Genomic DNA, 26,744 nt, shown 5'->3' on the forward strand with positions numbered 1-26,744 from the left:
GCCCACTCTAACTATGAGAAAGATGGCCTAGAACGGGATGTCGTCGTCGGCGCCGGGCCGTCCCACGACGGCGAACGGATCGGCGCCCTGGACGATCGAGCGCATCGAGGCGGCCGGGGGCGGCCCCGATTCGGACTTGCGGGTGGCCCAGGCCGGGAACGGGAACTCGACGCAGAGCGGGACCGGGATGTCGGGCTGGTTGACGAACATCGTGCCCGGCCGGGCCAGCAGGGCGCGCTGGCGCATGGCGGGCGGCAGGAAGCCGTATTCGGGTCGGGCGGCCTCGGCCGGGTCGAGCCGGCCCACCACCCGGATCGCCGAGTTGGTCACGATGCGGCGCTCGACCTCGCTGGCGGTCTGCTGGGCGCCGATCAGGATCACGCCGAGCGAGCGGCCGCGCTCGGCGATGTCGAGCAGCACCTCCTTGATCGGGGAGGTGCCCTCGCGCGGGGCGTACTTGTTGAGCTCGTCGAGCACCACGAACAGCAGGGGGCGGCCGGTGCCGGCCTTCTCTTTCTCTTCGAACTCGGTCTTGAGCGTCACGCCGACCACGAAGCGCTGCGCGCGGTCGGGCAGGTTGTGCAGGTCGACGACCGTGACCTGGGCCGACTCGGCGGTCTTGATCTGATGGGGGCGGCGGGAGGCGAGGTCGCCGCGGATCAGCCGGGCCAGGTCGCGCTTGCTGCCGATCAGCCGGCGGGCGAACGCGTTGACCGTGCCCATGTTGATCGCGCTGCCGGCCCAGGTGGAACGGGTGTCGTCGTCGGTGAGCTGCTCGACGATGTGGTCGACCAGGTCGCCGTACGACGAGATGCGGCGGCCGTCGATGCTGATGCCGCCCTCGGCCGGCGCGGCGTACCGGTTGAGGTGGGCGGTCACCGAGTGGACGACCATCGTGTACTGCTGGCGCTCGTCGTCGGCGTCGGCGAAGACGTACGGCAACAGCTTGCCGGCGCAGAACTCCTCGAGCGTCCAGTAGAACGCGTCGACGCCGGTCAGCCGACTGGACACGTCGGGCGCGCCGGACGAGTCGCCGGCCCGCGGCGGCGCGTAGACCCGGACGTCGGAGAACGGGGTCGCGGGCAGCTCGAGCAGCTTGTAGGCCGCCGTGGTCGGCTCATCGAGCTTCGTGTTCGCGTAGTCGAGGAACAGCAGGTCTTCGCCCTTGACGTTGAAGATCAGGGCGCGGGCGTTCGCGCCGTCGGCGCCGAGCTGACCCGAGCGGAACACCGAGTAGAGCAGGAACGTCGCGAAGCTCGTCTTGGTCGCCACGCCGGAGATGCCGGAGATGGAGACGTGCGCGCCGCGGGTGCCGTCGAGGAAGTCGGCGTTGAGGAAGACCGGAACGCCGTCGCGGCCGGTGCCCATCGGGATGCGCCGTTCCATGCGGTCGAAGTGCAGCGCGGCGTCGCGTGCCTCGCCCTCGGCCCGGTGCACCACCGCGCCCGGCGCCGGGGGCACGTAGAGCTCGGGGTCGACCCGGGTGGTGGTGATCTCGGCCGCCTCCTGCACCACGGCGGGGAGCGTGCCCTCGGCGATCGCGAAGACGTCGGAGTCGAACTGCGCGCCCTCGTGCCGCGCGCGGACCTGGGTGACCACGCCGGCGATCGTCACGGGCTCGCGGTCGGGCAGCTCGCGCTTGGTCACCACGACGTCGTCGAGCTGGAGGTAGCTTCCGGGCGCCACGGCCGTCCAGAACTGGAGCGGCGTGGCGTCGGCAGTGCCCAGCACCCGCCCGACGGGGGAAGTTTCGTCTGACACGCCGATCATCGTGCACCAGGGGTACGACAGAACGAGCAGGCGGCCGGGGTTGGCATGCGTTGTCCACAACTTCTGGTGGCCATCCACAGATTTATCCACAAGATCTTGCTGAAGCTGTGGAGGCGCGCCCCAGAATCGTCGACCGCGCCGGTCAGCTGCCCTGACGCTCGTACCGCAGGAAGAGCATGTCCTGCAGGGTGAGCACGTGCCGCAGCGACATCTGACGCGGGACACCCGGCGCCCCGGTCGCGATGCGGCCGGGGCCGCCGCCCACCAGCAGCGGCGAGACCGTCAGGCACAGCTCGGTCACGAGGTCCTTCGCGATCATCGAGCCGAGCAGGGCCGGGCCACCCTCGCAGAGCAGCTGGGTCGCTCCCCGGGCGTGCAGCTCGGCGAGGCCGGCGGCCAGGTCGATCTCGCCGTCGCCGACCGCGATCACGTCGGCGACGCCGGCGAGACGCCCCACCTTGGCGTCACGGTGGGTGAGCACGATCGGGCGGATCGGGGCGTCGCTGAAGATCAACTGGTGGAGGTCGAGGTCGAGCGAACCGGACACGACCACCATGAGCGGAAACTCGGGCAGATCATGATTCAGTCGCCACGACCGCGCCGAGGGCGACAGCCGCAGCGCGTCGTACTTCTCCGCCTTCATCGTGCCGGCGCCCACGATCAGCGCGTCGCACACCATCCGCAGCGAATCGAAGATCTCCTTGTCGCCCGGCCCGTGCAGACCGCCGGACAGCCCGTCGACCGTCACCGCGCCGTCGGCACTGGCGATGAAGTTGACCCGCAGCGCCGGCCGGGGGCAGCGCGGGTAGAGCTCGACCAGGCCGTCGAGGTCGGCCGGCCACGGGAGGAAGACGCTCACGGGCCGGGCGGGCCGGTGACCGGCGGCGTCGGCTGAGGCGCCTTGTGCTGGCAGTCGCACCACGAGCCGCCACGGCAGTCGTCGTGGCGGCGCTCCCGGCAGGCCTGGCAGATCACACCACGGACCCTACCGAGTTTCGCACCACCCGATCACCCCCTCCTCACCCACGGGCACCCTTACTACCCTGGTGTGACGCGGGTTATATCGTCGTGCCCTTGACCGGGGAGACACGGCCACGCAACCCGGTCGAAACGCCAATTTGGCAGGGTGGACAACTACGGGGGCGGCCTCGCTTCGCCGCCTTCTCGACGGGAGGAGTTGCATGTTGCTGCGGGTACGAGTCACCCTGCCGGACCGTCCCGGCGCCCTCGGCCAGGTGGCCCGCACGCTCGGCGTCGCCGGCGCCGACATCGTCCAGGTCGTCGTGCTGGAACGTCTCGGCGGCCGCGCCGTCGACGACTTCACGGTGGTCTGGCCGGGCGCCTCCCGGGTCGAGCGCCTCCTCGCCGGCCTCGCCGCCATCCCCGGCGTGCAGGTCGACGGCGTGTGGAAGGCGATCGGCGCCCCCGTCAACGGCGGCCACGACGCCGAGCTGCTCGCCCAGGTCGCCGCCAACCCCGCCGACGGCCTCGCCACGCTCGTCGACGCGGTCCCCGGCCTGCTGGCCGCCGACTGGGCCGCCGCGGCCGTGGTCCCGGCCGACTGGGCCGCCCGCTCCGGCGCGCCCCGCCCGCTGCCGGCCGAGCCGACGCTGAACCTCGGCGGCGACGCCACGATCGCGTACGCGAGCTGGCGTGCACCCGGCCCGCTGCAGCTGCCCGAGATCACCCCGCTGCGGGCCCGCCCGATCACCGGCCCCGAGGGCATCCGCTACGCGGTCGCGCCGTTCGGCCGGGCCGGGTTGGTGCTGGTGGTCGCCCGGCAGGACGACGACGAGATGCCCGCCGCGGGCTTCCACATCACCGAGGTCGACCGGGTCGCGCAGCTGGTCCGTGCGGCCGCGGTGATCCTCGGCGACCGCCTGGACGCGGCCGCTGTGCCGGCCGTCATGTGATCGGACTCTCCCCGGAAACCGCAGCTCAGGCAATGTCCGGTTAACACCGCCCAGGCAGTATTGAGGGAGGACAGCCGAAGGGAGTGCCTCATCATGGCGCTGTGGCGGATCCGGGCAACGGTGGACGACCGGCCGGGCTACCTTTCCGTACTGACCGCCAGCCTCGCGCTGAAATCGGTCAACATCCTCGCCGTCCAGGTGCACACCACCGAGGCCGGCGCGGTAGACGACTTCCTCGTCGACGCGCCCGACGCGCTCACCGAGGCCGACCTGCTCGGGGCGGTCGCCCGGGGCCGCGGCCGCGACGCGTTCGTGGCGCGGGCCGAGGCCGAGGGCCTCGCCGACCAGCCGACCCGGGCACTCGCCCTGGCCGGGCGACTGGTGCACGACCCGGACGCGTTGGGCGAGGCGCTGGTCGCCCTGCTCGACGCGGCCGAGGTCCGCTGGCGGCCCGACCCGCTGCCGGGCCGCCCGGGCTACGACGACTCGCGGATGATGCTGGCCGACCCGGCCGGCGGCTCCTACGAGGTGCTGCGCTCCCGGCCGTCGTTCACCCCGGCCGAGTACGCGCGGGCGCAGGCCCTGGTCGAGGTGGCCGGCACGATGGTGCGCCGCCACCAGGAGCAGACCGCGCTGCTGCTGCCCGACGGCGCCGAGCTCACCTTGCGCACCGCCACGGGTGACGACCTCGACGGCGTCCGCGGCCTGCACGAGCGCGCTTCGGCGGCCTCGCTGCACAGCCGCTACCTGGGCGGCGGCGCGCCGAGCGACGCGCGCCTGCGGCGGCTGCTCGAGCCGGCCGGCGGGCGCACCCTGCTCGCGGTCGACGGCGACGGCACGGTCGTGGCGATGGCCAACCTGCTTGCCGAGGGCGACCTGGGCGAGATCGCGGTCCTGGTCGAGGACCGCTGGCAGCGCCGCGGCCTCGGCACCGCCCTGGCCCGCCGGCTGCTGGCCTGGGCCGGCAAGGGCCGCTTCGCCGCGCTGGTCGCGCACACCGGCGCCGACAACGTGGCGATGCTGCGTACGCTGCGCCGGGTCGGCGAGGGCCCGGCCGAGCGGGACGGCGCCATGGTCAGCGTGACGCTGCCGGTGCCCGGCCGCGAGTCGATCGGCGACTCGGCCCCGGTGGCTAGCTAGTCCGCGTTCCGTGTTCGACGCAGGTGGCGGTCCACCCGGTCGGCACGACCTGCACCTTCAGGCGCCGGCGGCATTCCGGGCAGTAGCGGGGCGGCTCCAGCTTGCGGGCCGCCTCACATGCCCCGTGGTCGCCACCGGTGGTCGGGAAGCCGCAGCGGTCGCAGTACATCAGAGCGTCGCCGAGAGGGCCTTGACCGGCATCTTCAGGTCTTCGAGCAGGGCCAGGTCGTCGGTCGCCGGGCGCCCGAGCGTGGTCAGGTAGTTCCCGACGATCACCGCGTTGATGCCGCCGAGCAAGCCGTCGCGCGTCCCGAGGTCGCCCAGCGTGATCTCCCGGCCGCCCGCGTACCGAAGAATGGTCCTGGGCATTGCCAGGCGGAACGCGGCGATCGCCCGCAGCGCGTCTTTACCGTCGACCACCGGCTGATCGCCGAGCGGCGTGCCCGGACGCGGGTTCAGGAAGTTCATCGGCACCTCGTGCGGATCGAGCTCGGCCAGCTGCGCCGCGAACTCGGCCCGCTGCTCGACCGTCTCGCCCAGGCCGAGGATGCCGCCGCAGCAGACCTCCATGCCCGAGTCACGCACCATCGTGAGGGTGCCCCAGCGCTCTTCCCACGAGTGCGTGGTCACCACGTTCGGGAAGAACGAGCGACAGGTCTCGAGGTTGTGGTTGTAGCGGTGCACGCCCATCTCGACCAGTTCGTCGACCTGCGCCTGGGAGAGCATGCCGAGGCTCGCGGCGACCTGGATGTCGACCGCCTCCCTGATCGCCTTGACGCCCTCGCGCATCTGGTCCATGAGGCGCTGGTCGGGCCCGCGCACGGCGGCGACGATGCAGAACTCGGTCGCGCCCGTCGCGGCAGTCTGCCGGGCCGCCTCGACCAGCGACGGGATGTCGAGCCAGACCGAGCGCACCGGCGAGGTGAACAGCCCCGACTGCGAGCAGAAGTGACAGTCTTCCGGGCAGCCGCCGGTCTTCAGCGAGACGATGCCCTCAACTTCAACTTCGGGACCACACCACTTCATGCGTACGTCGTGAGCCAGCTGAAGCAGCTCGGGGAGATCCTCGTCGGGGGCTCTGAGGGCTTCCAGGATGCCCGCCTCGTCGAGGCCGACTCCGGTCGCTAGCACCTGTTCGAGGATCTCTTGCATGCCCGTACCCTACAGACCTTCGCAGGCGGTAGGACTGTCGGTGGTGGGTGGTAGTTTCCCTTTCTCGTGATCGTTGGGGGTGCCTTGACGGGCTGGTTGGAAGCGCTGGAGCGCCTCGCCGGGAGCAGGGCCAAGGCCGGGCTCACCCGTCAATTGCGCCCTCGTCCGGCCGGCGACGACGTCGTCGACCTGGCCGGCAACGACTATCTCGGGCTCAGCGTCCATCCCGCGGTGATCGCGGCTTCCGCTTCCTCATTGCACGCGTACGGGTTGGGCGCGACCGGCTCCCGTCTGGTGCGAGGCTCCACGCTCGCCCACGCGGCCTTGGAGGCGTCGCTCGCCGATTGGCTGTGCGCACCGGCCGCGCTGGTCTTCTCCTCCGGCTACCTGGCCAACCTCGCCGCCGTCCGTGGCCTGACCGCCGTCTGCGACCTGGTCGTCTCCGATGCCTACAACCACGCCTCCCTGATCGACGGCTGCAAGATCTCCGGCGCCCGCACGATGGTGGCGCCCCACAACGACCCCGCCGGGGTGGCGGCGATTCTCGACGCGCACCCCGGGCAACCCGCCATGGTCGTCACCGAGTCGGTCTTCTCGGTCGATGGCGACCTCGCCCCGCTGCGCGCGCTGCACGAGGTGACGTCGGCCCGCGGCGCGCTGCTGCTGGTCGACGACGCGCACGCGCTCGGCGTCCTCGGCCCGTCCGGCGCCGGCGGCGTCGTCGCGGCCGGCCTGGCGGGCAAGCCCGACGTGATCGTCACTGCCACCCTGTCCAAGTCCCTGGGCGGCGCCGGCGGCGTCGTGGCCGGCCCGCAACAGTTCATCGACCACCTGATCGACACCGGCCGCACCTTCATCTACGACACCGCTCTGCCGCCGGCGGTGGTCGGCGGCGTCACCGCGGCGGTCGAGATCGCCCGCGCCGCCGAAGACCGCCGCGCCCTGCTGGCCGCCCGCGGCGCCCAGATCGTGCGCCGGCTCGCCGCGGCCGGCTTCGACGTGCGGCCTCCCGCCGCCGGTGTGCTCTCGGTGATGGCCCCCGGCCCCGAGGCCGCCGTCGCCTGGGCCGCCGACTGCCGTGATCGAGGCGTGGCCGTCGGCTGCTTCCGCCCACCGTCCACCCCCGACGGTTCCTCCCGGCTCAGGCTTACCCTGAACGCAGGCGTTCCCGACGCCGCGTTCGCCCACGCCCTCGACGTCATCGTGGAGTGCGCCCCATGACCGCCAGCAGTTTCGACCTCAGCCGCCTCCGCGCCGCGAACCTGGTCTTCACCCCCGGCCCGGACGGCTTCACCAGCACGCCCGTGGCCGGCGTCGCACAGGCGATGGCCATGGCGCCCCCATCGGTCCCCATGCCCGAGGTCCGCCGAGCCGCGCCGGTGGTGGGTGGGCCGCTCCCCCAGGGCTCGCCCGGCGCGGTGGCCATCCGTCCCGCGGTCCCGTCACCGCGCCCGGCCCCTGCGTCCACATCGCTGCTCACCGAAGCCCGCAACGGCGACACCAGCCCGGACGACAACGCCACAAGCAGCGACGACCCCGCCCAGCCCCCGACGGCCGACTCCCCGGCCGACAAGCCGGCAGGCGACAAACCGGCGGACCCTGGGCCGGCGGATCCTGGTCCGGCGGACGCTGAGCCCGCCCTCGCCGACGCCGAGCCGCTGACCGCCGACGACTTCCTCGGCAGCGACGACGAGCCGGCCCTCGTCCCCGCGGATGACTCCGCCGCCGCTGACCAGGACTCCGAGCGGCCCGTCGCCCTTCACACCACTCGCGCCGTCGAAGTGGAGTCTGCCTCGCTCTCGGAGACGACCCGGCCGGCGGAAACCGCCCCGGCGGAGGAAGCACCTGGTCCCGCCGAGCCCGCGCCTCCCGCCCAGGCCGCGCCTCCCGCCCAGGCCGCCCCTCCCGCCCAGGCCGCCCCTCCCGCCCAGGCCGCCCCTCCCGCCCAGGCCGCCCCTCCCGCCGAGCCCGCGCCGCTCGCGGAGACCGCGCCGCCGGCCGAGCCCGTCCGCACGCCCGATGGCCCTCAGCCGTTCGAGCCGGCCTCGGCTCCCCTGGACGCCCCGGTGTCCCCGGCCCCGGCTCCCCCCGCTCCCGTGGGCCCCGAGCTGACCCCCGACGACTTCACCACCGGCGAATCCACCGGCGAATCCCTCGGCGAATCCCTCGGCGAATCCCTCGGCGACGAGGTCGCCACCGAGCTCTCCGCCCAGGCCCAGCCCGCCCCCCAGCGCCCCGACCACGGCGAGTGGCGCGGCATCGTCCTGGTCACCGGCACCGACACCGACGTCGGCAAGACCATCGTCACCGCCGCGATCGCCGCGGCCGCCCAGGCGTCCGGCCTGCGGGTGGCCGTCATCAAGCCCGGCCAGACCGGCACGGCCACCGGCGCGCCCACCGACATCGAGGTGATCACCCGCCTGGCCGCCCCCGACACCACCCGTACCCTGGCCGAATACCCCGAGCCCATGGCGCCCCTGGCCGCCGCCACGGTCGCCCAGCTGCCCCCGCTGGAGCTCTACGAGGTGGTCGACGCCATCCGCGCCGAGGCCGACAAGCACGACCTGGTCCTGGTCGAAGGCGCCGGCGGCCTCCTGGTCCCCATGGGCGTCCGCCCCTCCGGCGAGGCCTGGACGCTGGCCGACCTGGCCATCACCCTGGGCGTCAAGACCGTCGTGGTGGCCCGCGCCGGCCTGGGCACCCTCAACCACACCGCCCTGACCCTCGAAGCCCTGAACCGCCGGGGAGTCCCGGCCGGAGTGGTGATCGGCGCCTGGCCCGCCGACCCCGAGCTGGTCCACTGGGCCAACCTGTCCGAGTTGCTCCCACACCTGATGGGCGCTCTCCCCGACGGCGCGGGCCACATCGAACCCGGCGTCTTCCGCCGTTCCGCGCCCGGTTGGCTGACCCCACCCCTGTACGGCGTCATCGACAACTGGCGTGTCTGGGCCGAGGAAACCGACGGCCACTGACCCGCGGCGCGCTAGGACCAGGACTCGATCGAGGTCCTCAGGTCTTCCACCTCGTGGCGCCCCTGGTTGATCAGGCCGACCACGTCGCCGTGGAGGGAGTGCATCGCCTCGGTGGCCTCGCGGTGGCGGCCCGTGCGGGCGCGCATGTCGGCCGCCAGGAAGCGCAGCATCAGCGTGTCGTGGTGGGCCGCGCCGAGGACGCGCTCGTAGTCGTCGAGCAACCGGTCGACCCGGGACAACGCCTCGTCGAAAGCGCCCGTCTCGGCCAGCCACGACGAAAGCTCGACCTCGACCTCGAGGACCTCGGGGTGGTCGGGGCCGAGCACCCGGCGGAAGTCGTCCAGCAGCGGGCGCAGCTCGGCCACCGCCGCCGCCGGGTCGGCCGGGCCGACGATCTCGACCAGGGCTATCCGGGTGTTCAGGGTGTCGCGATGGTCGGGGCCGAGCGTGCGCTCGTAGTCGTCGACGAGCGAACGCATCGCGGCGGCCGCGCCGGCGTGGTCGCCGGTGGCATCCTGCCAGGTCGCCATCGCGTGGCGGGTGGCCAGCGTGTTCTCGTGGTCGGGTCCCAGCACGCGGCTGCGGGCTGCCAGCAGGTCGCGGAAGCCGTCGAGGGCACGTGCCGGGTCGCCGCCGCGCCCGTACGCCCAGAAGAGGTTGTTCTTGATGGTGAGCGTGTCGGCGTGATCGGCGCCGAGGCGTCCCGACGCGACGGGCAGCAGGCGTTCCCAGAATGCCGTGGCCGCGGGCAGCAGGCCCTGGTGGGAGAGGCTGTTGCCGGCCCGGAACACGACCGGATGCAGACCGCCCGCCCAGAGCGCGCCGCCGCCGTTGCGCAGCAGAGCCTCGGTGTTGGCGCGCAGCAGGTCGACCATGCCGGTATCGGACTCGACGTCGGGCCACAGCACCAGGAGGGCGTCGGCCGCCCCACCCGGATCGTCGTGCATCAATTGCTCGAAGTCGCGCTGCCACGACTCGCGATCAGGCCCGGGGGAAGGGGTCATAGCCGGATGTGATCACACAGCAACGCCCCGTGTCGATACATTGTGGACTTTTGATCAATGTCGCGGGAGACACACTTTCACCGCGCCCGGCGAGACCACGGCCGAGAAGCTCTTGGTCGACGAGCGGGCGCCGCCGTCCAGCTCGTACTCCATCTTGGTCTTGAGCTTGACGTCGATGCGCCGGGCCCGGGTGGTGCGGACGAACGGGGACCGGTCGGAGCGGCCGACCGCCATCGTGCCCAGTGCCCGCGCCCACTCGAGCGCGCCGTGGGCTGTGGCCACGCCGACGTCGAGCCAGCCGTCGTCAGGCTGGGCGTCGTCGAACGCCTGGATGCCGCCGGTGATCGTGCCGACGTTGCCGATCAGCACGCAGCTGGCCTCGTCGTCGAACCACTTCACGCCGTCGACCATGATGCGGGCGGAGGCGGGCTCCCCGTTGACGTGACGCAGGCCGGTCCAGACGTAGGCGAGCTTGCCGAGCCGGTCCTTCAGCTTCCGGTCGGCGTCGCGGATCATGGCGCCGTCGAAGCCGACACCGGCCATCACGCCGAAATGCTCGCCGCCGAGCTTCCCGAGGTCGATCCGGTGCCGACGGCCATGAAACGCGATATCAAGCGCTTCTTCCAGGTTGGCCGGTATGCCGAGATTGGTGGCCAGCAGATTGCCCGTGCCGGCCGGCATGATCGCCACTGGGGTCTTCGTGCCGGCGACGACATCGAGCGTCCGCTGCACCATCCCGTCCCCGCCCCAGACGATCAGCAGATCCGGCTTCTTCTTCAGCAGGGCGCGAACCTTCTTGGGCGCCTTCCGGCTCTTGGGCACCTCGTGCCAGAGCAGCTCCGACACTCCGAAGGACGAAAGCCGGCGACGCAACTCGTCGAGCCCACCGTCGAGCGTTTTCCGCTGATGGGCGACAACCGCGATGGTTCGGGGGGTGCGCATGCCTGCGCACTACCCGATATCGGCCGTCAGCTAACCGTCTCGCGCATCCGCTGCTCGGCCGCAGCGCTGCGAATGACCATCAGCCGCAGCTCGAGCTCGTCCGACACCATCGACGCCAGGTGCTCGAGCGCCCGCAGCTGGCGCGGCGTGGCGTCGCGCGGCCGGTTGTCGATCACGTTGACCGTCCCGAGCCGGTAGCCGTCGTGGGTGCGGATCGGCGCGGCCGCGTAGAACCGCAGGCCGAGCTCGCCGCGGACGAGCGGGTGCTCGAGCGTGCGCGGGTCGACGGCCGCATTGTTGATCACATACACGTCGTCCTGGGCGATCACCGACGCGCACAGGCCGGGCTCCTTGCCGACCTCGCGCACGCCGCCGAGGCCCTGGCAGGCGGCCAGCCACACCCGGTCCTGCTCGACCAGCGACACCGTGGCGATCGGGGTGTCGAAGATGGCCGCCGCGACGAACGCGATCCGGTCGTACGCGTCCTCGACCGGCTGATCGACGAGCCGGTAGCGGCGGACGGCCTCGAGCCGCGCCTGCTCCTCCGGACCGACGTTGTCCAGGTACTCATAGGCGCTCGACGATGTCGGATTGCTGTTGGTCATGGGTGGAGACCCCCTCGCACACCTGATCGTTGACGGAACACGCCGAGCCTAGAAACCGCCCCGGTGCGAAGCAATGGTCACGATGACCGATTTGATGCCACCCTCGCGTCCTGAACATGAAAGTCGCACAAGGTGTGAGACTCCACGCCGGAGAGCATCCCACCATTCATCACCCGTCCGTGGGTGCCAGTCCGGATGCCCGGGGGCAACCATGGGTCCATGACGGAGGAGACGACCTCGGCGGCCGAGGCGCTTCGGTCGTTCTGCTCGCGGCTGCGGCGCCTGCGCCTCGAGGCCGGCGGCCCCTCGATCGACTCGCTGGCCCGCAACCCGGCGATCCCGCGGGGCCGCAGCCAGCTCTACGCCGTCCTGAACGGCGAGGTCAAGGAGCCCCCGCAATGGGACTTCGTCCGGCCGTACGTCGAGACCTGCGTGACCTACGCACGGCAGCACGGCAACGTCATGAGCCTGCCGGTCGACCCGGCCCGGTGGCGCGCCGAGCTGAACACGCTGGTCGAGATCTTCGACGCCGAGCGCCGGCGGCGGCGCGTCGACGAGGACGCGCCGGTCGCGACCGAGTCACTGCCGCCGGACATCGTCTCGTTCGTCGGGCGGCATGCCGAGATCGAGGCGCTGCTCGCGGCGAAGGAGGCGGTGCTCCTCCTCGACGGGATGCCGGGCGTGGGTAAGACCGCGATCGCCGTCCACGCCGCGCACCAGCTCGGCGACCGTTTCCCGGACGGGCGGCTCTTCCTCAATCTCTGCGGCCACCGCCCCGACCGCAAGCCGCTGACGACCGCGGAAGCGCTGGCCGCGCTGCTCGGGGCGGTCGGGGTGCCGCCCGCGGTCATGCCGGTCGACACGGACGCCCGGGCCGCGATCTGGCGCCATCAGACCCACGACAAGCGTTTCCTGCTGCTGCTCGACGACGCGGTCGACGCCGCGCAGGTCGAGCCCCTCATCCCGAGCGCGCCCGGCTCGCTGGTGCTGATCACCAGCCGCAACCGGATGCCCGGCCTGGTCCACGCCCAGCCACTGCGGGTGGACACGCTGACACCCGACGAGGCGAGCGACCTGTTCGCCGCCATCGCCGGCGGCGAGAAGAACGAGGCCGTCCGCACCGTCGTGGCCCGTTGCGGCTATCTGCCGCTGCAGGTGTCGCTGCTCGCCGCCCGCCTGCGCATGCACCCGTCCTGGTCGGTCGAGCGGCTCCTCGAGGAGCTCGGCGGCGACGGCGCCGCGAATGCCCCGTTCGACGTCTCGTACGGCGCGCTCGACCCGACGTTGCGGGAGAGCTTCCGGCGCCTGTCGGTGCACCCGGGCGTCGACCTGGACGCCTGGGCCGCCGCGGCCGTCCTCGACACCCGCCGGGACGTGGCCGCGGCCCGCCTGGAGGGCCTCTACGCCAACCACCTGATCGACGAGGCGAGCCAGGACCGGTTCCGCTTCCACGACCTGATCCGCGAGTACGCCATCCGCCGCGGCGACGACGACACGCCGGCCGAACGGGAGCGGGCGGAGGGCCGGCTGCTCCGCTACTTCCTCCACACCGCCCGCGAGGCCTGCTCCTTCTATGCGACCCGCCCGCGTCCTGCGGAACGAGCCGCGCCCGGCCCGCCGGTGAACACGCACGAGTCGGCGACCCGCTGGCTGCGGGCCGAGGTCGCGAACATCGCCGGCTGCGTGGCCCGGTCCTGGGAGCGTCATCCGGCCGAGGTCGCGGCGCTGTCCGACGCGGTCTTCCCGTACCTGCGGCAGGCCGGCCCCTGGGACCTGGCTCTCCAGGTGCACGAGACCGGGGTGCGCGCCGCCCGCCGCACCGGTGAAGGCGTCGCCGCGGCCCTGATGGCGTACGGCCTGGCGTGCACCCTCGCGGACCGCTACGCCGACGCCATCGCCGCCCTGCGCGAGTCCGCCGATCTCGCCGAGTCCGGGGTGGACCGCGCCGACGCGCTGAACTACCTGGGCATGGCGCTGCGTTTCGACGGCCGGTTCGCCGCCGCCACCGCTGTGCTCACCGACGCGGCCCGCAGCTTCGCCGAGCTCGGCGACCCGACCGGCGAGACGATGGCGACCACGTCGCTGGCGGTCACGGCACGGCTGTCCGGCGACTACCAGCGCGCCCACGACATCGCCGCGCGCGCCGCCGCGACGTCACGCCGCTCGACCTATCTGCCGTGCCGGGCGACCGCCCTCGCCGAGTACGGCGTCACCCAGTACCTGCTGGCCCGCTACGAGCCCGCCGCCGCGACGCTGACCGCCGCCCGCGATCTGGCGCGCGGCCTGGAGAACCGGCTGGGCGAGGCGACCGCGCTGAACTATCTCGGCCCCGCGCAGTATCTCGGCGGCCACTACACGGCGGCGATCGACTCGCTGACCGGGGCGCTCGAGATCTTCCGGCAGCTCGGCGAGCGCCTCGGGTCGGCGGACGCGCTCTCGCAGCTGGGCGTCGCGCGTTGCCTGGCCGGGGAGCACGAGACGGCGGCGGCCTGCCAGCGGCGGGCGATCGAGCAGTTCCGCGACCTTGGCAACCCGCTCGGCGAGGCGGTCGCCCGCAACGAGCTCGGCAACGCCCTGCACCACCTCGGGCGCCCCGCGGACGCCCGTACGGAAATCATCGCTGCCATTGCCGTGTTGCGCGACCTCGATTATCGGCCGGGTCTCGAGGAGGCCCTGAACAACCTGGGCCGGGTGGAGCTGACGCTGGGCCGGCCCGCCGAGGCCGCCGCCCGTCACCGCGAGGCGCTCGCGCTCTCCGAGCACACCAACGTCCCGCTCGAGCGGGCCCGCGCCCACGAGGGCATCGGCCGGTCCTCGTCCGACCAGGCCCACCTCCGCGCCGCGCTCGCCACGTACCGCGAGGTGAAGAGCCCGCTCGCCGCGGCTCTCCTGCGCGATTTCCCCGAGCTGGCCGATTTTCCCGAGCCGGCCGGCTGAATCGGGTGGAGCCGCCGCCCCGGCCCCACCCGAAACCAGATTGCGCCGCCACGAAGATCCACAGGGTCGATCCCGGACGACACCGGACGAAATGAGGGCTGACAAATTCCCGATATAATCAATATGTCGGGATAGGCAATTTATATCGCTATATCGCCGCCGCCTTCAACCCGGCACGCTGAATCAAGACCATTTATTCGTACGAGGCGAGGGCCGCGCCCCAACCGCAGCTATCGCCGTCCCCGCCGCAGCGGACCGGCCGGCTGCACCTCCGGGCCGTCCCCGGCCACCGGGCCGGCGGCCACATACGCCCGATGCGCGCCCACGGCCAGCGCCACCCCCAGCACGTACCACGCGAGATCGGCCGGGTCGAAGCTCTCACCCAGCACCAGACGCGCCACCACGCTGTGCTCGGCGAGCCGCGCCGGAACATCCGTGAGTTGGAAGAGCTCCACGGCCCAGCAGAAGCCCACCGACGCAGCCGCGAGCACGGCCGCCCTCGCCCGCGGAAAGAGGAACAACAGGCCGCCGTAGAAGGCGGACGCATACAACGCCGTACCCGAGATCTGCTCCAGCGCCCCGGTGGTCTCGAGCGTCGAGCCGGTGATGACCCGGATCCCGAACGCCACCCGACACGACGATCATGCAAACGCCGAAGAACCTCACCCCGGCACGTCAGAGCACGAACGCATCCGTCCAGAGCTGCCGCGAGCGGCCGGAGAGGGCCTCCATCAGGCCGACGGCCTGGTTGTCGGTCAGCCCCGCCACGAAGTCGATCACCGCGCGGCCGCGGGCCTGGCCGATCCGGTCGGGCGTGCCCTCCGGCAGCTCGGTCTCGGCCAGCTCGACCAGGTCGCCCAGCCGGCGCGGGATCCGCTGCTCCTCGTCGGGGTCGGTGAGCCAGGACAGCAGCGCCTCCACCAGCGACGCCAGCAGCCGGGCCTGGCCGCGCTGGTGCAGCGCCAGGTCGGGACGGGCCAGCACGAACCGGTTCTGCACGAACTTGAGGATCTGCACCTCGTGCCACTGCGCGGTGGCCAGCTGCACGTGCCCGGACCGGACCGCGGGCTGCCCGACCAGCTCGATCGACTCGACCAGCCGCCGCGTCCAGGTCGCCGAGAACGCGCCGACCTGGGCCTCCGCCTCCAACGACCCGTCGAACGGCCGCGCCAGCAGCCCGTCGACCAGCTCGGCCCGCACCAGCTCGACCGCCGCGGAGAACGCCTCGTCGTCGGCCATCCACCCGTCCTTGCGGTGCAGCTGCCGCCGCAGCGACTCGATCGCCCCGCCGGCCCGCCCGAGATCGGTCGCCGGCCCCCAGCGCTGCCAGGCCATCAGCTCGGCGGCCACGGCGCCCTGCTGCAGCACGCCGACCCGGTGCACGTCTTCAAGATCGTGGATCGCGTACGCGATGTCGTCCGCCGTGTCCATCACCGACGCCTCGACGGTCTGCTGCCAGTCCGCGACCCGCCCGGCGAACGGCGCTCGCGCGGCGACCATGTCGTCGACCTCGGTCAGGTAGGCGCCGAACTTGGCCGATCCGCCCTCGGGGTCGTCCGGCGGCGGCGTGGCGCCCCGCGGCGGCGGGTCCATGAACCGGGCCTCGCCGTGCCGGGTCCACGGGTACTTGAGGATCGCGGCCCGGACCGCGTTGGTGAGGTTGAGCCCGATCGTGGCCTCGCCCCGGATCTCGGTGCTGGTCACGATCCGGTACGACTGCGCGTTGCCCTCGAAGCCGTCCGGAATCCGCAGCCGGTGCCGGGCCAGCTGATCGAGCACCCGTTCGCCGAGGTGCCCGAACGGCGGGTGCCCGAGGTCGTGAGCGAGAGCCGCAGCCTCCACGACATCGGGGTCGCATCCGCCCAACTTCTCCGACAAATCCGATTTATCGCGTTTTAGGACCCGCTCGGCGATCGCCCGGGCCACCTGGGCGACCTTGAGGCTGTGCGTCATCCGGTTGTGCACGAGCAGGCCGGCCCCGCCCGGGCTGATCACCTGGGTGACGCCCGCGAGCCGAGCGAAGAAGGGTGAGCTGACGATCCGGTCCCGGTCGACCCGGTACGGGCCGGAAGCGAGATCACCCGGCGCGACCAGGCTGTCCCCGAAGAGCCGTTGAGCCCGCGCGTCGTCCATGCCCCGCAACGTTACCGCCCCTGATCACCGGCCCCGCGCCCCGGCCACCGCCCCGGCTCGGCTTTCCGACCCGGCCGCTCCCCGGCTTTCCGACCCGGCCGCTCCCCGGCTTTCCGACCCGGCCGCTCCCCGGCTTTCCGGGCCGCCCTGCCTTAGCTTTCTGAAGGGTGTCGATAGTCACGGGCCCCATCGCCGTCACGCAGGTGGCGGACCACGACTCCGGTTCGTCAGACTGGGCGGATGGCGAAGCGAGGACGTACCGGAGCATTGGTGGCGCTGGCACTGGGCGCCGCGGCGGTGTGGGTGGCCAAGGACATCCCCCGCCAGATGGGCGGCAAGTCCAAGGGCGACCGCCTGGCCCGCGTCCTGGCCAGCCCGCAGTACTCCGGCGGCAAGTTCCACAACACCGTCCCCGCCGCCGAGGTGACCCCCGCGTCCATGCCGCGCCTGGCCGCCGCGGCCCTGCGCGACCGCGAGGCCCGTCACCCGCGCCTGCCGATCCCGGTGGTCGCCCCGATGCCCGGCCTCGACGCCGAGGGCCTGCACGTCACCTGGTACGGCCACTCCTCCGCGCTGGTCGAGATCGAGGGCCGCCGCGTCCTGCTCGACCCGGTGTGGAGCGAGCGCTGTTCCCCTTCGCGCCTCTCCGGGCCGAAGCGCCTGCACGAGCCGCCGGTGGCGTTGCGCGACCTGCCCCCGCTCGACGCCGTGCTGATCTCCCACGACCACTACGACCACCTCGACATGGAGACGATCCAGAACCTGGTCGACCTCCAGGCCGCGCCGTTCCTGGTCCCGCTGGGCGTGGGCGCCCACCTCGAGCGCTGGGGCGTCCCCGCGACCCGCATCATCGAGCTCGACTGGAACGAGCGCGCCAAGGTCGCCGGCCTCGAGTTCATCGCCACCGCGGCCCGCCACTTCTCCGGCCGCGGCTTCACGAGGGACGAGACGCTCTGGACCAGCTGGGTGATCAACGGCCCCACCCGGAAGGCCTTCTACTCCGGCGACACCGGCTACTTCCCCGGCTTCGCCGAGGTCGGCCGCGAGCACGGCCCTTTCGACGTCACGCTGATCCAGGTCGGCGCGTACGGCGACGCCTGGCCCGACATCCACATGATCCCCGAGGACGGCGTCGCCACGCACGTCGACGTCCAGGGTGGCCTGATGATCCCCGTGCACTGGGCGACGTTCAACCTGGCCCTGCACGAGTGGCCCGAGCCGGCCAACCGCGCGTGGGCCGAGGCCAAGGCCCGCGACGTACGGCTGGCCATCCCCCGCCCCGGCGAGCGCGTCGACGTCGACAACCCGCCCGCCGTCGACGGCTGGTGGCAGCAGATCGCCTGATCCCGGCTCAAAAAGGGCGACCGCTTCGGCGGTCGCCCTTTTTTCGTGTGCTCACTTGACGTTATGCAGGTGTCTGCCTGCATAATGGGTTCGTGAGCAGCGACATGGACAAGGTGTTCAAGGCACTCGCCGACCCTTCCCGGCGACGGCTGCTCGACAGCCTGCGAAGACAGGACGGCCAGACGCTGGGCCAGCTCTGCGGCCCCTTCGACATAGCCCGCCAGTCGGCGACGCAGCACCTGTCCGTCCTCGAAGAGGCCAACCTGATCAGCACGGTCCGTCGCGGCCGGGAGAAGCTGCACTACCTCAACCCGGTCCCGATCTACGACATCCAGCAGCGGTGGCTGGCCCCCTTCGAGGAGCCGAGGCTGCGCGCGCTGGCCGCCATCAAGCAGAACGCGGAGGAGCGAGACATGACCGAGAAGCCCGCGTACGTCTACGTCACCTACATCCAGAGCACTCCCGAGCGAGTCTGGGAGGCCCTGACCGACGCCAACCTCACGGCGAGTTACTGGGGCCACAGCAACGTCTCGGACTGGCAGCCCGGCTCACCGTGGAAGCACGTCCGCACCGACGACTCCGGCATCGCGGATGTCGTAGGGGAGGTCCTGGAGGCCATGCCCCCGAAGCGCCTGGTCATCACCTTCGAGGACCCCGCCGGCTCGGCCGGCGCCCCTTCGACGGTCACCTTCGACATAGAGCCCTACCACGAGATAGTCCGCCTCACCGTGACCCACGAGAACCTCGCCGACGACGAGGCAGTCCAGGCCATCTCCCACGGCTGGCCGGCCGTCTTCGCCAACCTCAAGTCCCTCCTCGAGACCGGCCACGTCCTCCCGCAGCCACCGTGGGAGATGCACGCCGCCCTCCGCGACGCCCAGATGGCGAAGCACGACTGACCAACTCCGCCCGCCGGCCTCCCCGCCCGCGTCTTTCCACCCGCGTGTTTCCGCCCCCAGCGAACGTGATGGCAGCAACCGCTGTAACGGTGTAATCCTGTAATCACGTTCGTATGGGGAGGTTGGAATGCGCTTTCGTCCCACTCCACCGGGAGGCCGAGTAGAGCCCCCCAACGCCGATGACGCCGCCGCCTGGGTAACCGGCGCCATCCCCGACGGTTGGTTCACCGAACGCCCCGAGGTGGTCGTCGACCGCGACGAGATCATCATTTGGGCCCGCGTGCCCGAGCCCGACCTGGGCCCCGACTCCACCGACGCCGACCGCGCGTCGGCCCAGGCAGGCCGCATCAACCAGTTCCGCGAAGACACCCGCGACGACCGCATCCGGGTGGCCCGCCAGATCGAACATCGCTACCAGCGAAAGGTCGCCTGGGGCCTACGCTGCGGCGACACCAACGAGCTGTTCACCCACCTGGCAGCCCCGGTGATGACCCGCCTGCGCCAGCCGGAGCGCCAGATCCTGGACACCCTGGTGGACGCCGGCGTGGCCCGCTCCCGCTCCGAGGCCCTCGCCTGGTGCGTAAAGCTGGTCGGCCAGCACACCGAGGAGTGGCTCTCCGACCTGCGCCAGGCCATGACAAAGGTCGACGAGCTACGCCGCCAGGGCCCCGACACCGTCTGACCGATCACCTCAATTCCTGTCACTCCGTCCCTGGGCCGCGGGCATCCACCCGCGGCCCAGCCGTTCCCCGCAAAACTCGTCGGCGCCCTCGCGGCCCGGGTGAAGACCCAGCCGCCAACAGCCTGGCGGGGAGAGCTGGCGGCCGAAGAGCCGGCGGGCCGAAGAGCTGGGTGGATTCACTGTCGGTTGCGGGGGCCGGGCCTCTCGTTGATCAGGGGCAGTTAGGGTTGGCGGCGTGTTTCGTCAGGTCAATGCTCTGCGGTATGTCACGCCCCTTCGTGAGGGTGGGTCGCTGCCCGGGGTCGTCGAGGCCGACGATCTCGGTACCTACGTGGTGAAGTTTCGCGGGGCGGGGCAGGGGCCCAAGGCGCTGGTCGCCGAGGTGGTCTCGGGAGAGCTGGGACGACGCCTCGGGCTGCCGGTGCCCGAGCTCGCCGTCGTGCACCTCGACCCGGTCGTCGCGCGGGCTGAGCCCGACGAGGAGGTGCAGGAGCTCATCAAGGCGAGCGCCGGCGCCAACCTCGGCATGGACTTCCTGCCGGGCTCGCTCGGATACGACCCGAACGCCCACCCGGTCGAACCGGCCCTGGCCTCCCGGGTCGTCGCCTTCGACGCGTTCGTCGAGAACGTCGACCGCAGCTGGCGCAATCCGAACCTCCTGATGTGGCACAACGCCCTCTGGTTGATCGACCACGGCGCCACCCTCTACTTCCACCACAACTGGCCGCGCGCCGAGAGCGTGGTGCACCGGCCCTACAAATGGGACGACCACGTGCTCAAGCCATACGCCACCGCCCTGGCCACGGAGGGTCCCGCCCTGGCCGAGCGCCTGACCCCGGAACTGCTCGCCGAGGTGCTGGAGCTGGTCCCGGACGAGTGGCTCGACGACGGCGACCGCGACGCCTACCTGACCCATCTGACCCGGCGGGCCGCTCAGCCGGAGGCGTGGCTGCCATGAGAATCCCGTACGAGTACGCCATCATCCAGGCCGTCCCTCGGATCGAACGCGGTGAGCTGATCAACGTCGGCGTGGTTCTCTACTGCCAGCGCCTCGACTTCCTGGCCGCCCGCACGCACCTGCACGAGGAACGGCTGCGCTGCCTCGACCCGCAGGCCGACGTCGCTGCGATCACCGCCGCACTGACCTCGTGGGAGGCGACCTGCAATGGCGCCGGCGCGGCTGTCGACATGAAGCCGGGCGAGCGTTTCCGCTGGCTGGTCGCCCCGCGCAGCACCATCTTGCGTGCCGGCCCGGTCCACATGGGCCTGGCCGCCGACCCGGCCGCCGAGCTGGAGCGACTGCTGGAGCTCTTGGTCAGATAGCCGCTGGTCAGGCAGCATCGCGCTGGAGGTCGGCCGTGACCACGTCGGCGGCGGCTGGGGACGCGCACTTCACGTACCTGCCCGGGCGCAGCCGCGGGTTGGTGGCGTAGTGGTCGGCCAGCTTGTGCTCGGCCGCCTTGTCGCCGGCGTCGGCGGCCTGGAGCAGGTCGGCCACCTCGTCGATCAGGGACGGGTCGCCGAGCAGCCCGCGGGTCGCGTCTCCCCAGAGGTCCCACAGCAGCAGCTCGTCGCCGCGGCGGTGGGCCAGCTCGTAGATGAGGTAGTTGCGGACGAACCAGGCCCCGCGGAGATCGTCGACGCCCGGGTCGACGCCGAACGTCTCGACGTCGATCTCGCCGCGCCGGTGGGCCGACCAGACCTGAGCCGCCGTGCGCAACCCGCCCGGGCCGAGACGCAGGTCGGCGATGTCCATCTGAGTGTCGGTGGCGATCCAGCGGCCGCCGTCCCAGTACTCCGCGACGACGTGGTCGTGGTGCCAGGTGGGGCTGAGATAGTCGGTGAAGCCGATGCGGCTGCGCGCCGGAATGCCCTTGTGCCGCAGCGCCGACACGGTGAGCAGCGTGAAATCTCGGCAGCAGCCGACGATGCGTTGCTCGGGGGCGCGCGGCTCGGCGAGCGGGGTGTCGAAGCGCCGACGGTCGGCGTCGATCAGCCGGTCGGCCCAGCGACTGTCGATCTCGGCCAGCCGGTCGGGCGGGAAAGCGATGCCGGACGCACGGTAGTGGGAGACGAGATTGCGGATCACCTCCCCGATGGCGTCGGGGTCGGCGGGCAGCGGGTCGAACAGCGCCGCGTGCGCCCGCGGGTCGGAGTACCTGGTCTGTCGCGTGTAGTCCATGACGTTCACTCCTCGATCGGCTGTGCGACGTGTACGAACGGATCGGTCCCGGAGACCCGGTCCCAGCGGTTGAGGTAGATCTCGCGCTCGGGCCCGCACGGCACGAGCCCGTTGGCCGCCACGTGGCTGGAGACGGCCTCGTAGGCCGGCCAGGCGGCCGAACTCACCGATCGCGAGGGTCTCGAGGTGTTGCGTGGTCATGCGACGAGTGTGTGGTCTCCCCCTGGGGGAGAGTAAAGGCCGGAAAACGGGGCTTCCGGATGGCGGCTCAAGCGGCAGACTGGGTGGCATGGATCTGCCGATCAGCCCGCCGGTCAAGCCGATGCTCGCCAAGCCCGTCGCCGAGATTCCGCCCGGCCAGGTGTACGAGCCGAAGTGGGACGGCTTCCGCTCGATCATCTTCCGCGACGGCGACGAGGTCGAGATCGGCAGTCGCAACGAGAAGCCGATGACCCGGTACTTCCCCGAGGTCGTCCGGGCCATCCTGGAAAACTTCCCCGAGCGGGCGGTGATCGACGGCGAGGTGATCGTGGCCGACACCGCGCGTAACACGCTCGACTTCGAGGCGCTCCAGCAGCGCATCCATCCCGCGGCGAGCCGGGTCAAGCTGCTCTCCGAGCAGACCCCGGCCAGTTTCGTGGCGTTCGACCTGCTGGCGATCGGCGACGAAGATCTGACCGAGCGCCCCTTCGCCGAGCGGCGGGCACGGCTGGAAGACGTACTCAAGAATGCGCAGCCACCGGTGCACATCACACCGGCCACCGACGATCTTCCCACCGCGCAGCGGTGGTTCGCGGAATTCGAGGGCGCCGGCCTCGACGGGTTGATCGCGAAGAGCCGCGACCTGACCTATCAGCCCGACAAACGGGTGATGACCAAGATCAAACATAAGCGTACGGCGGATTGCGTCGTCGCCGGCTACCGCGTGCACAAGTCCGCCGAGGACAGGATCGGCTCCCTGCTGCTTGGCCTCTACGACGAGCGCGACGTGCTGGTGTCGGTCGGCGTGATCGGCGCCTTCCCCGTCGCCGTCCGCGAGGAACTGTTCCGCGAGCTCCAGCCCCTGGTCACCAGCTTCGAGGGGCACCCGTGGGACTGGGCGGCCCACGAGCAGGGCGAGCGCACCCCGCGCAAGAACGAGTACAGCCGCTGGAACAACGGCAAGGATCTGTCGTTCACGCCGCTGCGCCCCGAGCGCGTGGTCGAGGTGCGTTACGACTACATGGAGGGCATCCGCTTCCGGCACACCGCGCAGTTCGAGCGCTGGCGAACCGACCGCGACCCCCACTCCTGCACGTACGAGCAGCTCGAGCGCCCGGTCCAGTTCAACCTGGCCGAGGTGCTCACCAGCCGCTGAAGGTTCTTGTCAGACCGACCGGCTAGCCTCGGTCCAGCAAGCGTTGCCGTGGAAAGGCCGTGATCGTGCCGCGTCGCCTCCGTCTGGTCGCCGGACTTCTGTTCGCGACGGTTCTCGCCGTCTCGGGCTGCACCGTGCCCACCTTCGCCCCGGACGGGTCGAACGAGCCCACCCCGGAGGGCAACGGCTCGAGCGCGCCGCTCGGCGGCGGCACTGCCGACTGGAGCGACTGCTCCGACGTTCCCGAGCAACTGGTCGGCCGCGGCGCCGCCGGAATGACCTACGACTGCGCCACCGTCGACGTCCCTCGCGACTGGAACAGCTCGAACAGCGGCCAGACGTACGGCATCTCCGTGATCCGCATCCGTTCCAAGACGCAGAAGAACCGGATCGGCTCGCTGCTGATCAACCCCGGCGGCCCGGGCGGCTCGGGCGTCGACACCGCGGTCTACCTCTCCTACGGTGAGGCGCTCGGCGGCCTGCCCACCGCGATCACCGACCGGTTCGACATCCTCGGCTTCGACCCTCGCGGCGTCGGCCGCTCCGACCCGGTCAAGTGCATCAGCGACGCCGACCAGGACGCGAACTTCGGGGCGCCGCCCGACCCAGCCGGCCAGGCCCAGTTCGACAGCTACGTCGCGCTGACCAAGAAGATCGTGGACGGCTGCGGCCGGAAGTACGGCGGCCAGCTGGTCAACTTCTCCACCAATCAGGCCGCCAAGGACATGGATGCGATCCGCACCGCCGTCGGCGACGAGAAGCTGACCTACCTCGGGTTCTCCTACGGCACGCTGCTCGGCGCGACCTACGCCCAGCAGTCGCCGACCAACATCCGGGCGTTGGTGCTCGACGGCGCGATCGACCCCGAGCAGACCTACGTCCAGGGCTCCGAGTCGCAGGCCAAGGGCTTCGAGCGCGCCTTCACCAACTTCTCCGCCTGGTGCAAGCAGACGCCGGCCAAGTGCCCGATCGCGCCCGACGCGCGCAAGGCGGTCACCGACGCGATGGCCGCGGCCGACAAGAACCCGGTGCCCTACACCGACGGCCGCAAGGCGACCTCCGGCTGGATCTTCCTGGCGGTGATCTCGTCGCTCTACAACGAGTCGGGCTGGACGGCGCTCGCCGGCGCCGTGTCCGCGCTCAAGGAGGGCAACCCCAAGGGGATCTTCAACCTCGCCGACCAGTACGCCGAGCGCAAACCCGACGGCACCTACAGCAACCTCTTCGACGCCAACCTCGCGGTGAACTGCGCCGACACCAAGGACGTGCCGAGCGTCGCCGAGATCCGCAAGCTTCAGGGCGAATGGCGCGCGAAGTACCCGCTGTTCGGCGCGTCGCTCGCGGTCGGCATGCTGTCGTGCAGCGTGTGGCCCGGCGAGCGCGACCCGTACCCGGCCGGCCCGGCCACCGGCGCCCCGCCGATCGTCGTGGTCGGCACGACCGGCGACCCCGCCACGCCGTACGAGAACACCGCCGACCTGGCGAAAATGCTGGGCGTCGGTCACGTGCTCACCTGGCAGGGCGAGGGCCACACGGCGTACCCGAGCACCCCCTGCATCGTGAAGGCGGTCGACGACTACCTCATCGATCTCCAGGTGCCGCAGGAGGGACTGCGGTGTCCGGCAAAGTGACACCCTCCCGCTCGGCGAGGGCCTCGAGCAGCACTCGTACGCGTCGCAGGTTGTGCTTGAGCTCCTCCTGTTCCTCGTGGCGGAAGGCGTCGGCGTCCACGATCAGCTTGCTCGCGAAATGAGCGGTGATCAGCGGGATGACGAGGAGCACCATGACCGAGATGAGGATCCCGGCGAGCACCCGGCCCTCCCAGGTCGAGGGGGAGATGTCGCCGTACCCGACGGTGGAGGCGGTCACGATCGCCCACCAGAGCGAGTCGCCGTACGAGGCGCTCTTCTCGAAGTAGTGGTACGCCGAGCTGCAAACGATGATCAGCAGGGCGTAGGCAAGGATCAGGGTCCGCGGTGAGTTCGCCAGCCAGACGACCGCGCGATAGACCCTCCGGAAGGGCGTGAGCAGGACGTGCATGGCGACCATCGTGCCCCAGAGGCGCACGTCGAGGGGAGGCCGGAAGAGTTGAAGTTCCGCTCGGCCGGGCGGTCGGACGTGCCCGCCATCCTGGAATTGCTCGCCGACGACGACATCAGCCGGGCTCGCGGCTTCGGCGTCGTCCCCGAGGAGGTCGACGCGGCGACCTGGGCCGCGTTCGAGGCGATCGACGCCGACCCAGGCAACGAGCTGATCGTGGCCGAGGCAGGCGCGGCGGGCGAGGGGGGCGGCGAGATCGTCGCGACCTGCCAGCTCACGTTCACGCCGGGGCTGAGCCGCGGCGGCGGGTGGCGGATGACCATCGAGGCGGTCCGGGTCACGACCGACCGTCGCGGCGGCGGCATAGGGCGCCGTCTGATGGCGTACGCGATAGAGCGCGCCCGCGAGAAGAACTGCCGGGTCGTGCAGCTCACGACCGACAAGCGACGCACCGACGCGCATCGGTTCTACGAGTCGCTGGGCTTCACCGCCTCCCACGAGGGCATGAAGCTGACGCTCTAGGCGTCCTCCTTGGGCCAGTTCGCCTTGTTCATCTTGCTCGGCTGCACGCGCGGCGGCTCGCCCGGCATCTTCGGGTGGTCGGGCGGATAGGGCATGTCGCCCTGCCCGTTGCGCTCGTCGCGCTCGGACCACTCCAGCAGCGGCGTGATGTCGTGCGCCACGTCGTCGATCCCGGCGTGCGGGTCGCCGATCTTCGCAAACCGGGCCGGCAGGGTCCGGAGATCGAAATCGTCCGGCTCGACGGAAGGAAGCTCGTCCCAGGTGACGGGCGCCGACGCGGTGGCCCGGCCGTTGGCCCGCAGCGAGTACGCGCAGGCGATCGTGCGGTCACGGGCCATCTGGTTGAAGTCGAGGAAGACCTTCTCGCCGCGCTCCTCCTTCCACCAGGCCGTGGTGATCCGATCGGGAGCGCGCCGCTCGACCTCGCGGGCCAACGCGATCGCCGCCCGCCGCACCTGCACGAACGACCACTGCGGCGCTATCCGGATGTAGACGTGCACGCCGCGGCCGCCGGAAGTCTTGGGATAGCCGACCCAGCCCAGGTCGGCGAGCACCTCGCGGATCACGCCGGCGGTGGCCACCACCTCGGCGAAGCCGGTCCCCTCATGCGGGTCGAGGTCGATGCGCAGCTCGTCGGGGTTGTCGGGGGCCGAGGCCCGCACCGGCCACGGGTGGAAGACGATGGTGCCCATCTGCGCGGCCCAGGCGACGTGCGCGAGGTCGGCCGGGCAGAGCTCGTCGGCGCCCCGGCCGCTCGGGAAGGTGATCTTCGCAGTCTGGATCCAGGGCGGCACGCCGCGGGTGGGGATGCGCTTCTGGTAGAACGCCTCGCCCTCGATGCCGTCGGGGAAGCGCTGCAGCGTGGTGGGCCGGTCGCGCAGGGCGCGCAGGATGCCGTCGCCGACGGCCAGGTAGTACTCGAAGACGTCGCGCTTCGTGAAGCCCCGGCCGGGAAAGACGACCTTGTCGGGGCTGCTCAGCCGGACGGTGTGGCCGGCGATCTCATGCTCTTCCGCTGCGGCTTTCGGCATGCACCGACCCTATGCCGCCCGGCCCGGAAGATCCGCCCGGCAAGCCGGGCAAAACGCAGCCGGCCAAGCGCGGCCGGAGCCACGAAAAGGAAGCCGCGCACGGAAGCCGCGCACGGAAG

At 71.5% G+C, this 26,744-nt stretch carries 25 protein-coding genes and 1 pseudogene; 13 read left to right on the forward strand and 13 right to left on the reverse strand.

Features of this window, described 5'->3' with window-relative positions; genetic code table 11:
• Positions 1-27: 27 nt before the first annotated feature.
• A complete protein-coding gene (locus ACIA5D_RS00535) occupies positions 28-1,770 on the reverse strand; it encodes an ATP-binding protein (RefSeq protein ID WP_396028551.1) in 1,743 nt (580 codons plus the stop codon).
• Positions 1,771-1,912: 142 nt separating this feature from the next.
• Positions 1,913-2,629, reverse strand: coding sequence for a pyrimidine reductase family protein (locus ACIA5D_RS00540; protein WP_396027686.1), 717 nt, complete (start codon positions 2,627-2,629; stop codon positions 1,913-1,915).
• Positions 2,630-2,951: 322 nt separating this feature from the next.
• Between ACIA5D_RS00540 and ACIA5D_RS00545 the strand changes: the two genes are divergently transcribed.
• A complete protein-coding gene (locus tag ACIA5D_RS00545) occupies positions 2,952-3,683 on the forward strand; it encodes an amino acid-binding protein (protein ID WP_396027687.1) in 732 nt (243 codons plus the stop codon).
• A gap of 93 nt (positions 3,684-3,776) precedes the next feature.
• Complete coding sequence (locus ACIA5D_RS00550) at positions 3,777-4,823, forward strand: GNAT family N-acetyltransferase (RefSeq protein WP_396027688.1); 1,047 nt, start codon at positions 3,777-3,779, stop codon at positions 4,821-4,823.
• Here ACIA5D_RS00550 and ACIA5D_RS00555 read toward each other — a convergent pair.
• A pseudogene (locus tag ACIA5D_RS00555) lies at positions 4,816-5,046 on the reverse strand (hypothetical protein); the annotation flags it as partial. The gene ACIA5D_RS00550 and the pseudogene ACIA5D_RS00555 sit on opposite strands and share 8 nt — an antisense overlap.
• Positions 4,992-5,975 carry a biotin synthase BioB gene (bioB, locus tag ACIA5D_RS00560; protein WP_396027689.1) on the reverse strand — a complete coding sequence of 328 codons (984 nt, stop codon included), beginning with the start codon at positions 5,973-5,975 and terminating at the stop codon, positions 4,992-4,994. The pseudogene ACIA5D_RS00555 and the gene bioB, both read right to left, overlap by 55 nt.
• Before the next feature lie 84 nt (positions 5,976-6,059).
• Here bioB and ACIA5D_RS00565 point away from each other — a divergent pair, with 84 nt between their 5' ends.
• On the forward strand, positions 6,060-7,196 hold the full coding sequence (locus ACIA5D_RS00565) for an 8-amino-7-oxononanoate synthase (protein WP_396027690.1): 1,137 nt from the start codon (positions 6,060-6,062) through the stop codon (positions 7,194-7,196).
• 1,037 nt (positions 7,197-8,233) lie between these two features.
• Positions 8,234-8,947 carry a dethiobiotin synthase gene (bioD, locus tag ACIA5D_RS00570; protein WP_396028552.1) on the forward strand — a complete coding sequence of 238 codons (714 nt, stop codon included), beginning with the start codon at positions 8,234-8,236 and terminating at the stop codon, positions 8,945-8,947.
• 11 nt (positions 8,948-8,958) lie between these two features.
• On the opposite strand, the gene ACIA5D_RS00575 is transcribed toward bioD, so the two are convergent.
• From ACIA5D_RS00575 to ACIA5D_RS00585, 3 genes are read right to left on the reverse strand one after another with little or no spacing between them, the layout of a single operon-like run.
• Positions 8,959-9,951: a tetratricopeptide repeat protein gene (locus ACIA5D_RS00575; RefSeq protein ID WP_396027691.1), complete on the reverse strand. Its 993-nt coding sequence runs from the start codon at positions 9,949-9,951 to the stop codon at positions 8,959-8,961.
• Positions 9,952-10,005: 54 nt separating this feature from the next.
• A complete protein-coding gene (locus tag ACIA5D_RS00580) occupies positions 10,006-10,893 on the reverse strand; it encodes a diacylglycerol/lipid kinase family protein (protein WP_396027692.1) in 888 nt (295 codons plus the stop codon).
• Positions 10,894-10,919: 26 nt separating this feature from the next.
• Positions 10,920-11,498: a GAF domain-containing protein gene (locus tag ACIA5D_RS00585; protein ID WP_396027693.1), complete on the reverse strand. Its 579-nt coding sequence runs from the start codon at positions 11,496-11,498 to the stop codon at positions 10,920-10,922.
• A gap of 219 nt (positions 11,499-11,717) precedes the next feature.
• Here ACIA5D_RS00585 and ACIA5D_RS00590 point away from each other — a divergent pair, with 219 nt between their 5' ends.
• Complete coding sequence (locus ACIA5D_RS00590) at positions 11,718-14,435, forward strand: tetratricopeptide repeat protein (RefSeq protein ID WP_396027694.1); 2,718 nt, start codon at positions 11,718-11,720, stop codon at positions 14,433-14,435.
• A gap of 230 nt (positions 14,436-14,665) precedes the next feature.
• On the opposite strand, the gene ACIA5D_RS00595 is transcribed toward ACIA5D_RS00590, so the two are convergent.
• Together ACIA5D_RS00595 and ACIA5D_RS00600 are read right to left on the reverse strand one after the other, a co-directional pair.
• Complete coding sequence (locus tag ACIA5D_RS00595; protein WP_396027695.1) at positions 14,666-15,064, reverse strand: DUF2809 domain-containing protein; 399 nt, start codon at positions 15,062-15,064, stop codon at positions 14,666-14,668.
• Between the two features lie 46 nt (positions 15,065-15,110).
• Positions 15,111-16,568, reverse strand: coding sequence for a deoxyguanosinetriphosphate triphosphohydrolase family protein (locus ACIA5D_RS00600; protein ID WP_396027696.1), 1,458 nt, complete (start codon positions 16,566-16,568; stop codon positions 15,111-15,113).
• Positions 16,569-16,808: 240 nt separating this feature from the next.
• Between ACIA5D_RS00600 and ACIA5D_RS00605 the strand changes: the two genes are divergently transcribed.
• The 5 genes from ACIA5D_RS00605 (at position 16,809) to ACIA5D_RS00625 (ending at position 20,816) form a co-directional block, all read left to right on the forward strand.
• Entirely contained in the window at positions 16,809-17,912 is a 1,104-nt protein-coding gene (locus ACIA5D_RS00605) for an MBL fold metallo-hydrolase (protein ID WP_396027697.1), read from the forward strand.
• A gap of 92 nt (positions 17,913-18,004) precedes the next feature.
• Positions 18,005-18,811: an ArsR/SmtB family transcription factor gene (locus ACIA5D_RS00610; protein WP_396027698.1), complete on the forward strand. Its 807-nt coding sequence runs from the start codon at positions 18,005-18,007 to the stop codon at positions 18,809-18,811.
• A 127-nt stretch (positions 18,812-18,938) separates the two neighbouring features.
• Positions 18,939-19,493, forward strand: coding sequence for a hypothetical protein (locus ACIA5D_RS00615; RefSeq protein WP_396027699.1), 555 nt, complete (start codon positions 18,939-18,941; stop codon positions 19,491-19,493).
• Between the two features lie 235 nt (positions 19,494-19,728).
• Positions 19,729-20,451 carry a HipA family kinase gene (locus tag ACIA5D_RS00620; protein ID WP_396027700.1) on the forward strand — a complete coding sequence of 241 codons (723 nt, stop codon included), beginning with the start codon at positions 19,729-19,731 and terminating at the stop codon, positions 20,449-20,451.
• Positions 20,448-20,816 (forward strand): DUF3037 domain-containing protein, encoded by a 369-nt coding sequence (locus ACIA5D_RS00625; RefSeq protein WP_396027701.1) that lies wholly within the window; start codon positions 20,448-20,450, stop codon positions 20,814-20,816. The genes ACIA5D_RS00620 and ACIA5D_RS00625 overlap by 4 nt, the downstream gene beginning before the upstream one ends.
• A 7-nt stretch (positions 20,817-20,823) precedes the next feature.
• Here the strand turns inward: ACIA5D_RS00625 and ACIA5D_RS00630 are convergent, their stop codons facing one another.
• Both ACIA5D_RS00630 and ACIA5D_RS00635 read right to left on the reverse strand, forming a co-directional pair.
• Entirely contained in the window at positions 20,824-21,675 is an 852-nt protein-coding gene (locus ACIA5D_RS00630) for a transglutaminase-like domain-containing protein (protein WP_396027702.1), read from the reverse strand.
• A gap of 5 nt (positions 21,676-21,680) precedes the next feature.
• Positions 21,681-21,842, reverse strand: coding sequence for a hypothetical protein (locus tag ACIA5D_RS00635; RefSeq protein ID WP_396027703.1), 162 nt, complete (start codon positions 21,840-21,842; stop codon positions 21,681-21,683).
• A gap of 122 nt (positions 21,843-21,964) precedes the next feature.
• On the opposite strand from ACIA5D_RS00635, the gene ACIA5D_RS00640 reads away from it, so the two are divergent.
• On the forward strand, positions 21,965-23,032 hold the full coding sequence (locus ACIA5D_RS00640) for an ATP-dependent DNA ligase (RefSeq protein ID WP_396027704.1): 1,068 nt from the start codon (positions 21,965-21,967) through the stop codon (positions 23,030-23,032).
• A gap of 65 nt (positions 23,033-23,097) precedes the next feature.
• Positions 23,098-24,663, forward strand: coding sequence for an alpha/beta hydrolase (locus ACIA5D_RS00645; RefSeq protein WP_396027705.1), 1,566 nt, complete (start codon positions 23,098-23,100; stop codon positions 24,661-24,663).
• On the opposite strand, the gene ACIA5D_RS00650 is transcribed toward ACIA5D_RS00645, so the two are convergent.
• Positions 24,614-25,072, reverse strand: a complete 459-nt coding sequence (locus tag ACIA5D_RS00650) for a potassium channel family protein (protein WP_396027706.1) — start codon at positions 25,070-25,072, stop codon at positions 24,614-24,616. The genes ACIA5D_RS00645 and ACIA5D_RS00650 overlap by 50 nt on opposite strands.
• Before the next feature lie 48 nt (positions 25,073-25,120).
• Here ACIA5D_RS00650 and ACIA5D_RS00655 point away from each other — a divergent pair, with 48 nt between their 5' ends.
• Positions 25,121-25,594, forward strand: coding sequence for a GNAT family N-acetyltransferase (locus ACIA5D_RS00655; RefSeq protein WP_396027707.1), 474 nt, complete (start codon positions 25,121-25,123; stop codon positions 25,592-25,594).
• Here ACIA5D_RS00655 and ligD read toward each other — a convergent pair.
• Positions 25,591-26,625, reverse strand: a complete 1,035-nt coding sequence (ligD, locus tag ACIA5D_RS00660; protein ID WP_396027708.1) for a non-homologous end-joining DNA ligase — start codon at positions 26,623-26,625, stop codon at positions 25,591-25,593. The two genes, ACIA5D_RS00655 and ligD, sit on opposite strands and share 4 nt — an antisense overlap.
• Between the last annotated feature and the right edge of the window lie 119 nt (positions 26,626-26,744).

It is taken from the genome of Actinoplanes sp. NPDC051513 (assembly GCF_044454685.1).
In the GTDB taxonomy this organism is placed as follows: domain Bacteria; phylum Actinomycetota; class Actinomycetes; order Mycobacteriales; family Micromonosporaceae; genus Actinoplanes.

Excerpts from the sequence above, each read along its gene's own strand:
- ACIA5D_RS00535 (WP_396028551.1), bottom strand. The coding sequence starts at position 1,770 with ATGATCGGCGTGTCAGACGAAACTTCCCCCGTCGGGCGGGTGCTGGGC.
- ACIA5D_RS00545 (WP_396027687.1), top strand. The coding sequence starts at position 2,952 with ATGTTGCTGCGGGTACGAGTCACCCTGCCGGACCGTCCCGGCGCCCTC.
- ACIA5D_RS00550 (WP_396027688.1), top strand. The coding sequence starts at position 3,777 with ATGGCGCTGTGGCGGATCCGGGCAACGGTGGACGACCGGCCGGGCTAC.
- bioB (WP_396027689.1), bottom strand. The coding sequence starts at position 5,975 with ATGCAAGAGATCCTCGAACAGGTGCTAGCGACCGGAGTCGGCCTCGAC.
- ACIA5D_RS00575 (WP_396027691.1), bottom strand. The coding sequence starts at position 9,951 with ATGACCCCTTCCCCCGGGCCTGATCGCGAGTCGTGGCAGCGCGACTTC.
- ACIA5D_RS00580 (WP_396027692.1), bottom strand. The coding sequence starts at position 10,893 with ATGCGCACCCCCCGAACCATCGCGGTTGTCGCCCATCAGCGGAAAACG.
- ACIA5D_RS00585 (WP_396027693.1), bottom strand. The coding sequence starts at position 11,498 with ATGACCAACAGCAATCCGACATCGTCGAGCGCCTATGAGTACCTGGAC.
- ACIA5D_RS00590 (WP_396027694.1), top strand. The coding sequence starts at position 11,718 with ATGACGGAGGAGACGACCTCGGCGGCCGAGGCGCTTCGGTCGTTCTGC.
- ACIA5D_RS00600 (WP_396027696.1), bottom strand. The coding sequence starts at position 16,568 with ATGGACGACGCGCGGGCTCAACGGCTCTTCGGGGACAGCCTGGTCGCG.
- ACIA5D_RS00605 (WP_396027697.1), top strand. The coding sequence starts at position 16,809 with ATGGCGAAGCGAGGACGTACCGGAGCATTGGTGGCGCTGGCACTGGGC.
- ACIA5D_RS00615 (WP_396027699.1), top strand. The coding sequence starts at position 18,939 with ATGCGCTTTCGTCCCACTCCACCGGGAGGCCGAGTAGAGCCCCCCAAC.
- ACIA5D_RS00625 (WP_396027701.1), top strand. The coding sequence starts at position 20,448 with ATGAGAATCCCGTACGAGTACGCCATCATCCAGGCCGTCCCTCGGATC.
- ACIA5D_RS00630 (WP_396027702.1), bottom strand. The coding sequence starts at position 21,675 with ATGGACTACACGCGACAGACCAGGTACTCCGACCCGCGGGCGCACGCG.
- ACIA5D_RS00640 (WP_396027704.1), top strand. The coding sequence starts at position 21,965 with ATGGATCTGCCGATCAGCCCGCCGGTCAAGCCGATGCTCGCCAAGCCC.
- ACIA5D_RS00650 (WP_396027706.1), bottom strand. The coding sequence starts at position 25,072 with ATGCACGTCCTGCTCACGCCCTTCCGGAGGGTCTATCGCGCGGTCGTC.
- ligD (WP_396027708.1), bottom strand. The coding sequence starts at position 26,625 with ATGCCGAAAGCCGCAGCGGAAGAGCATGAGATCGCCGGCCACACCGTC.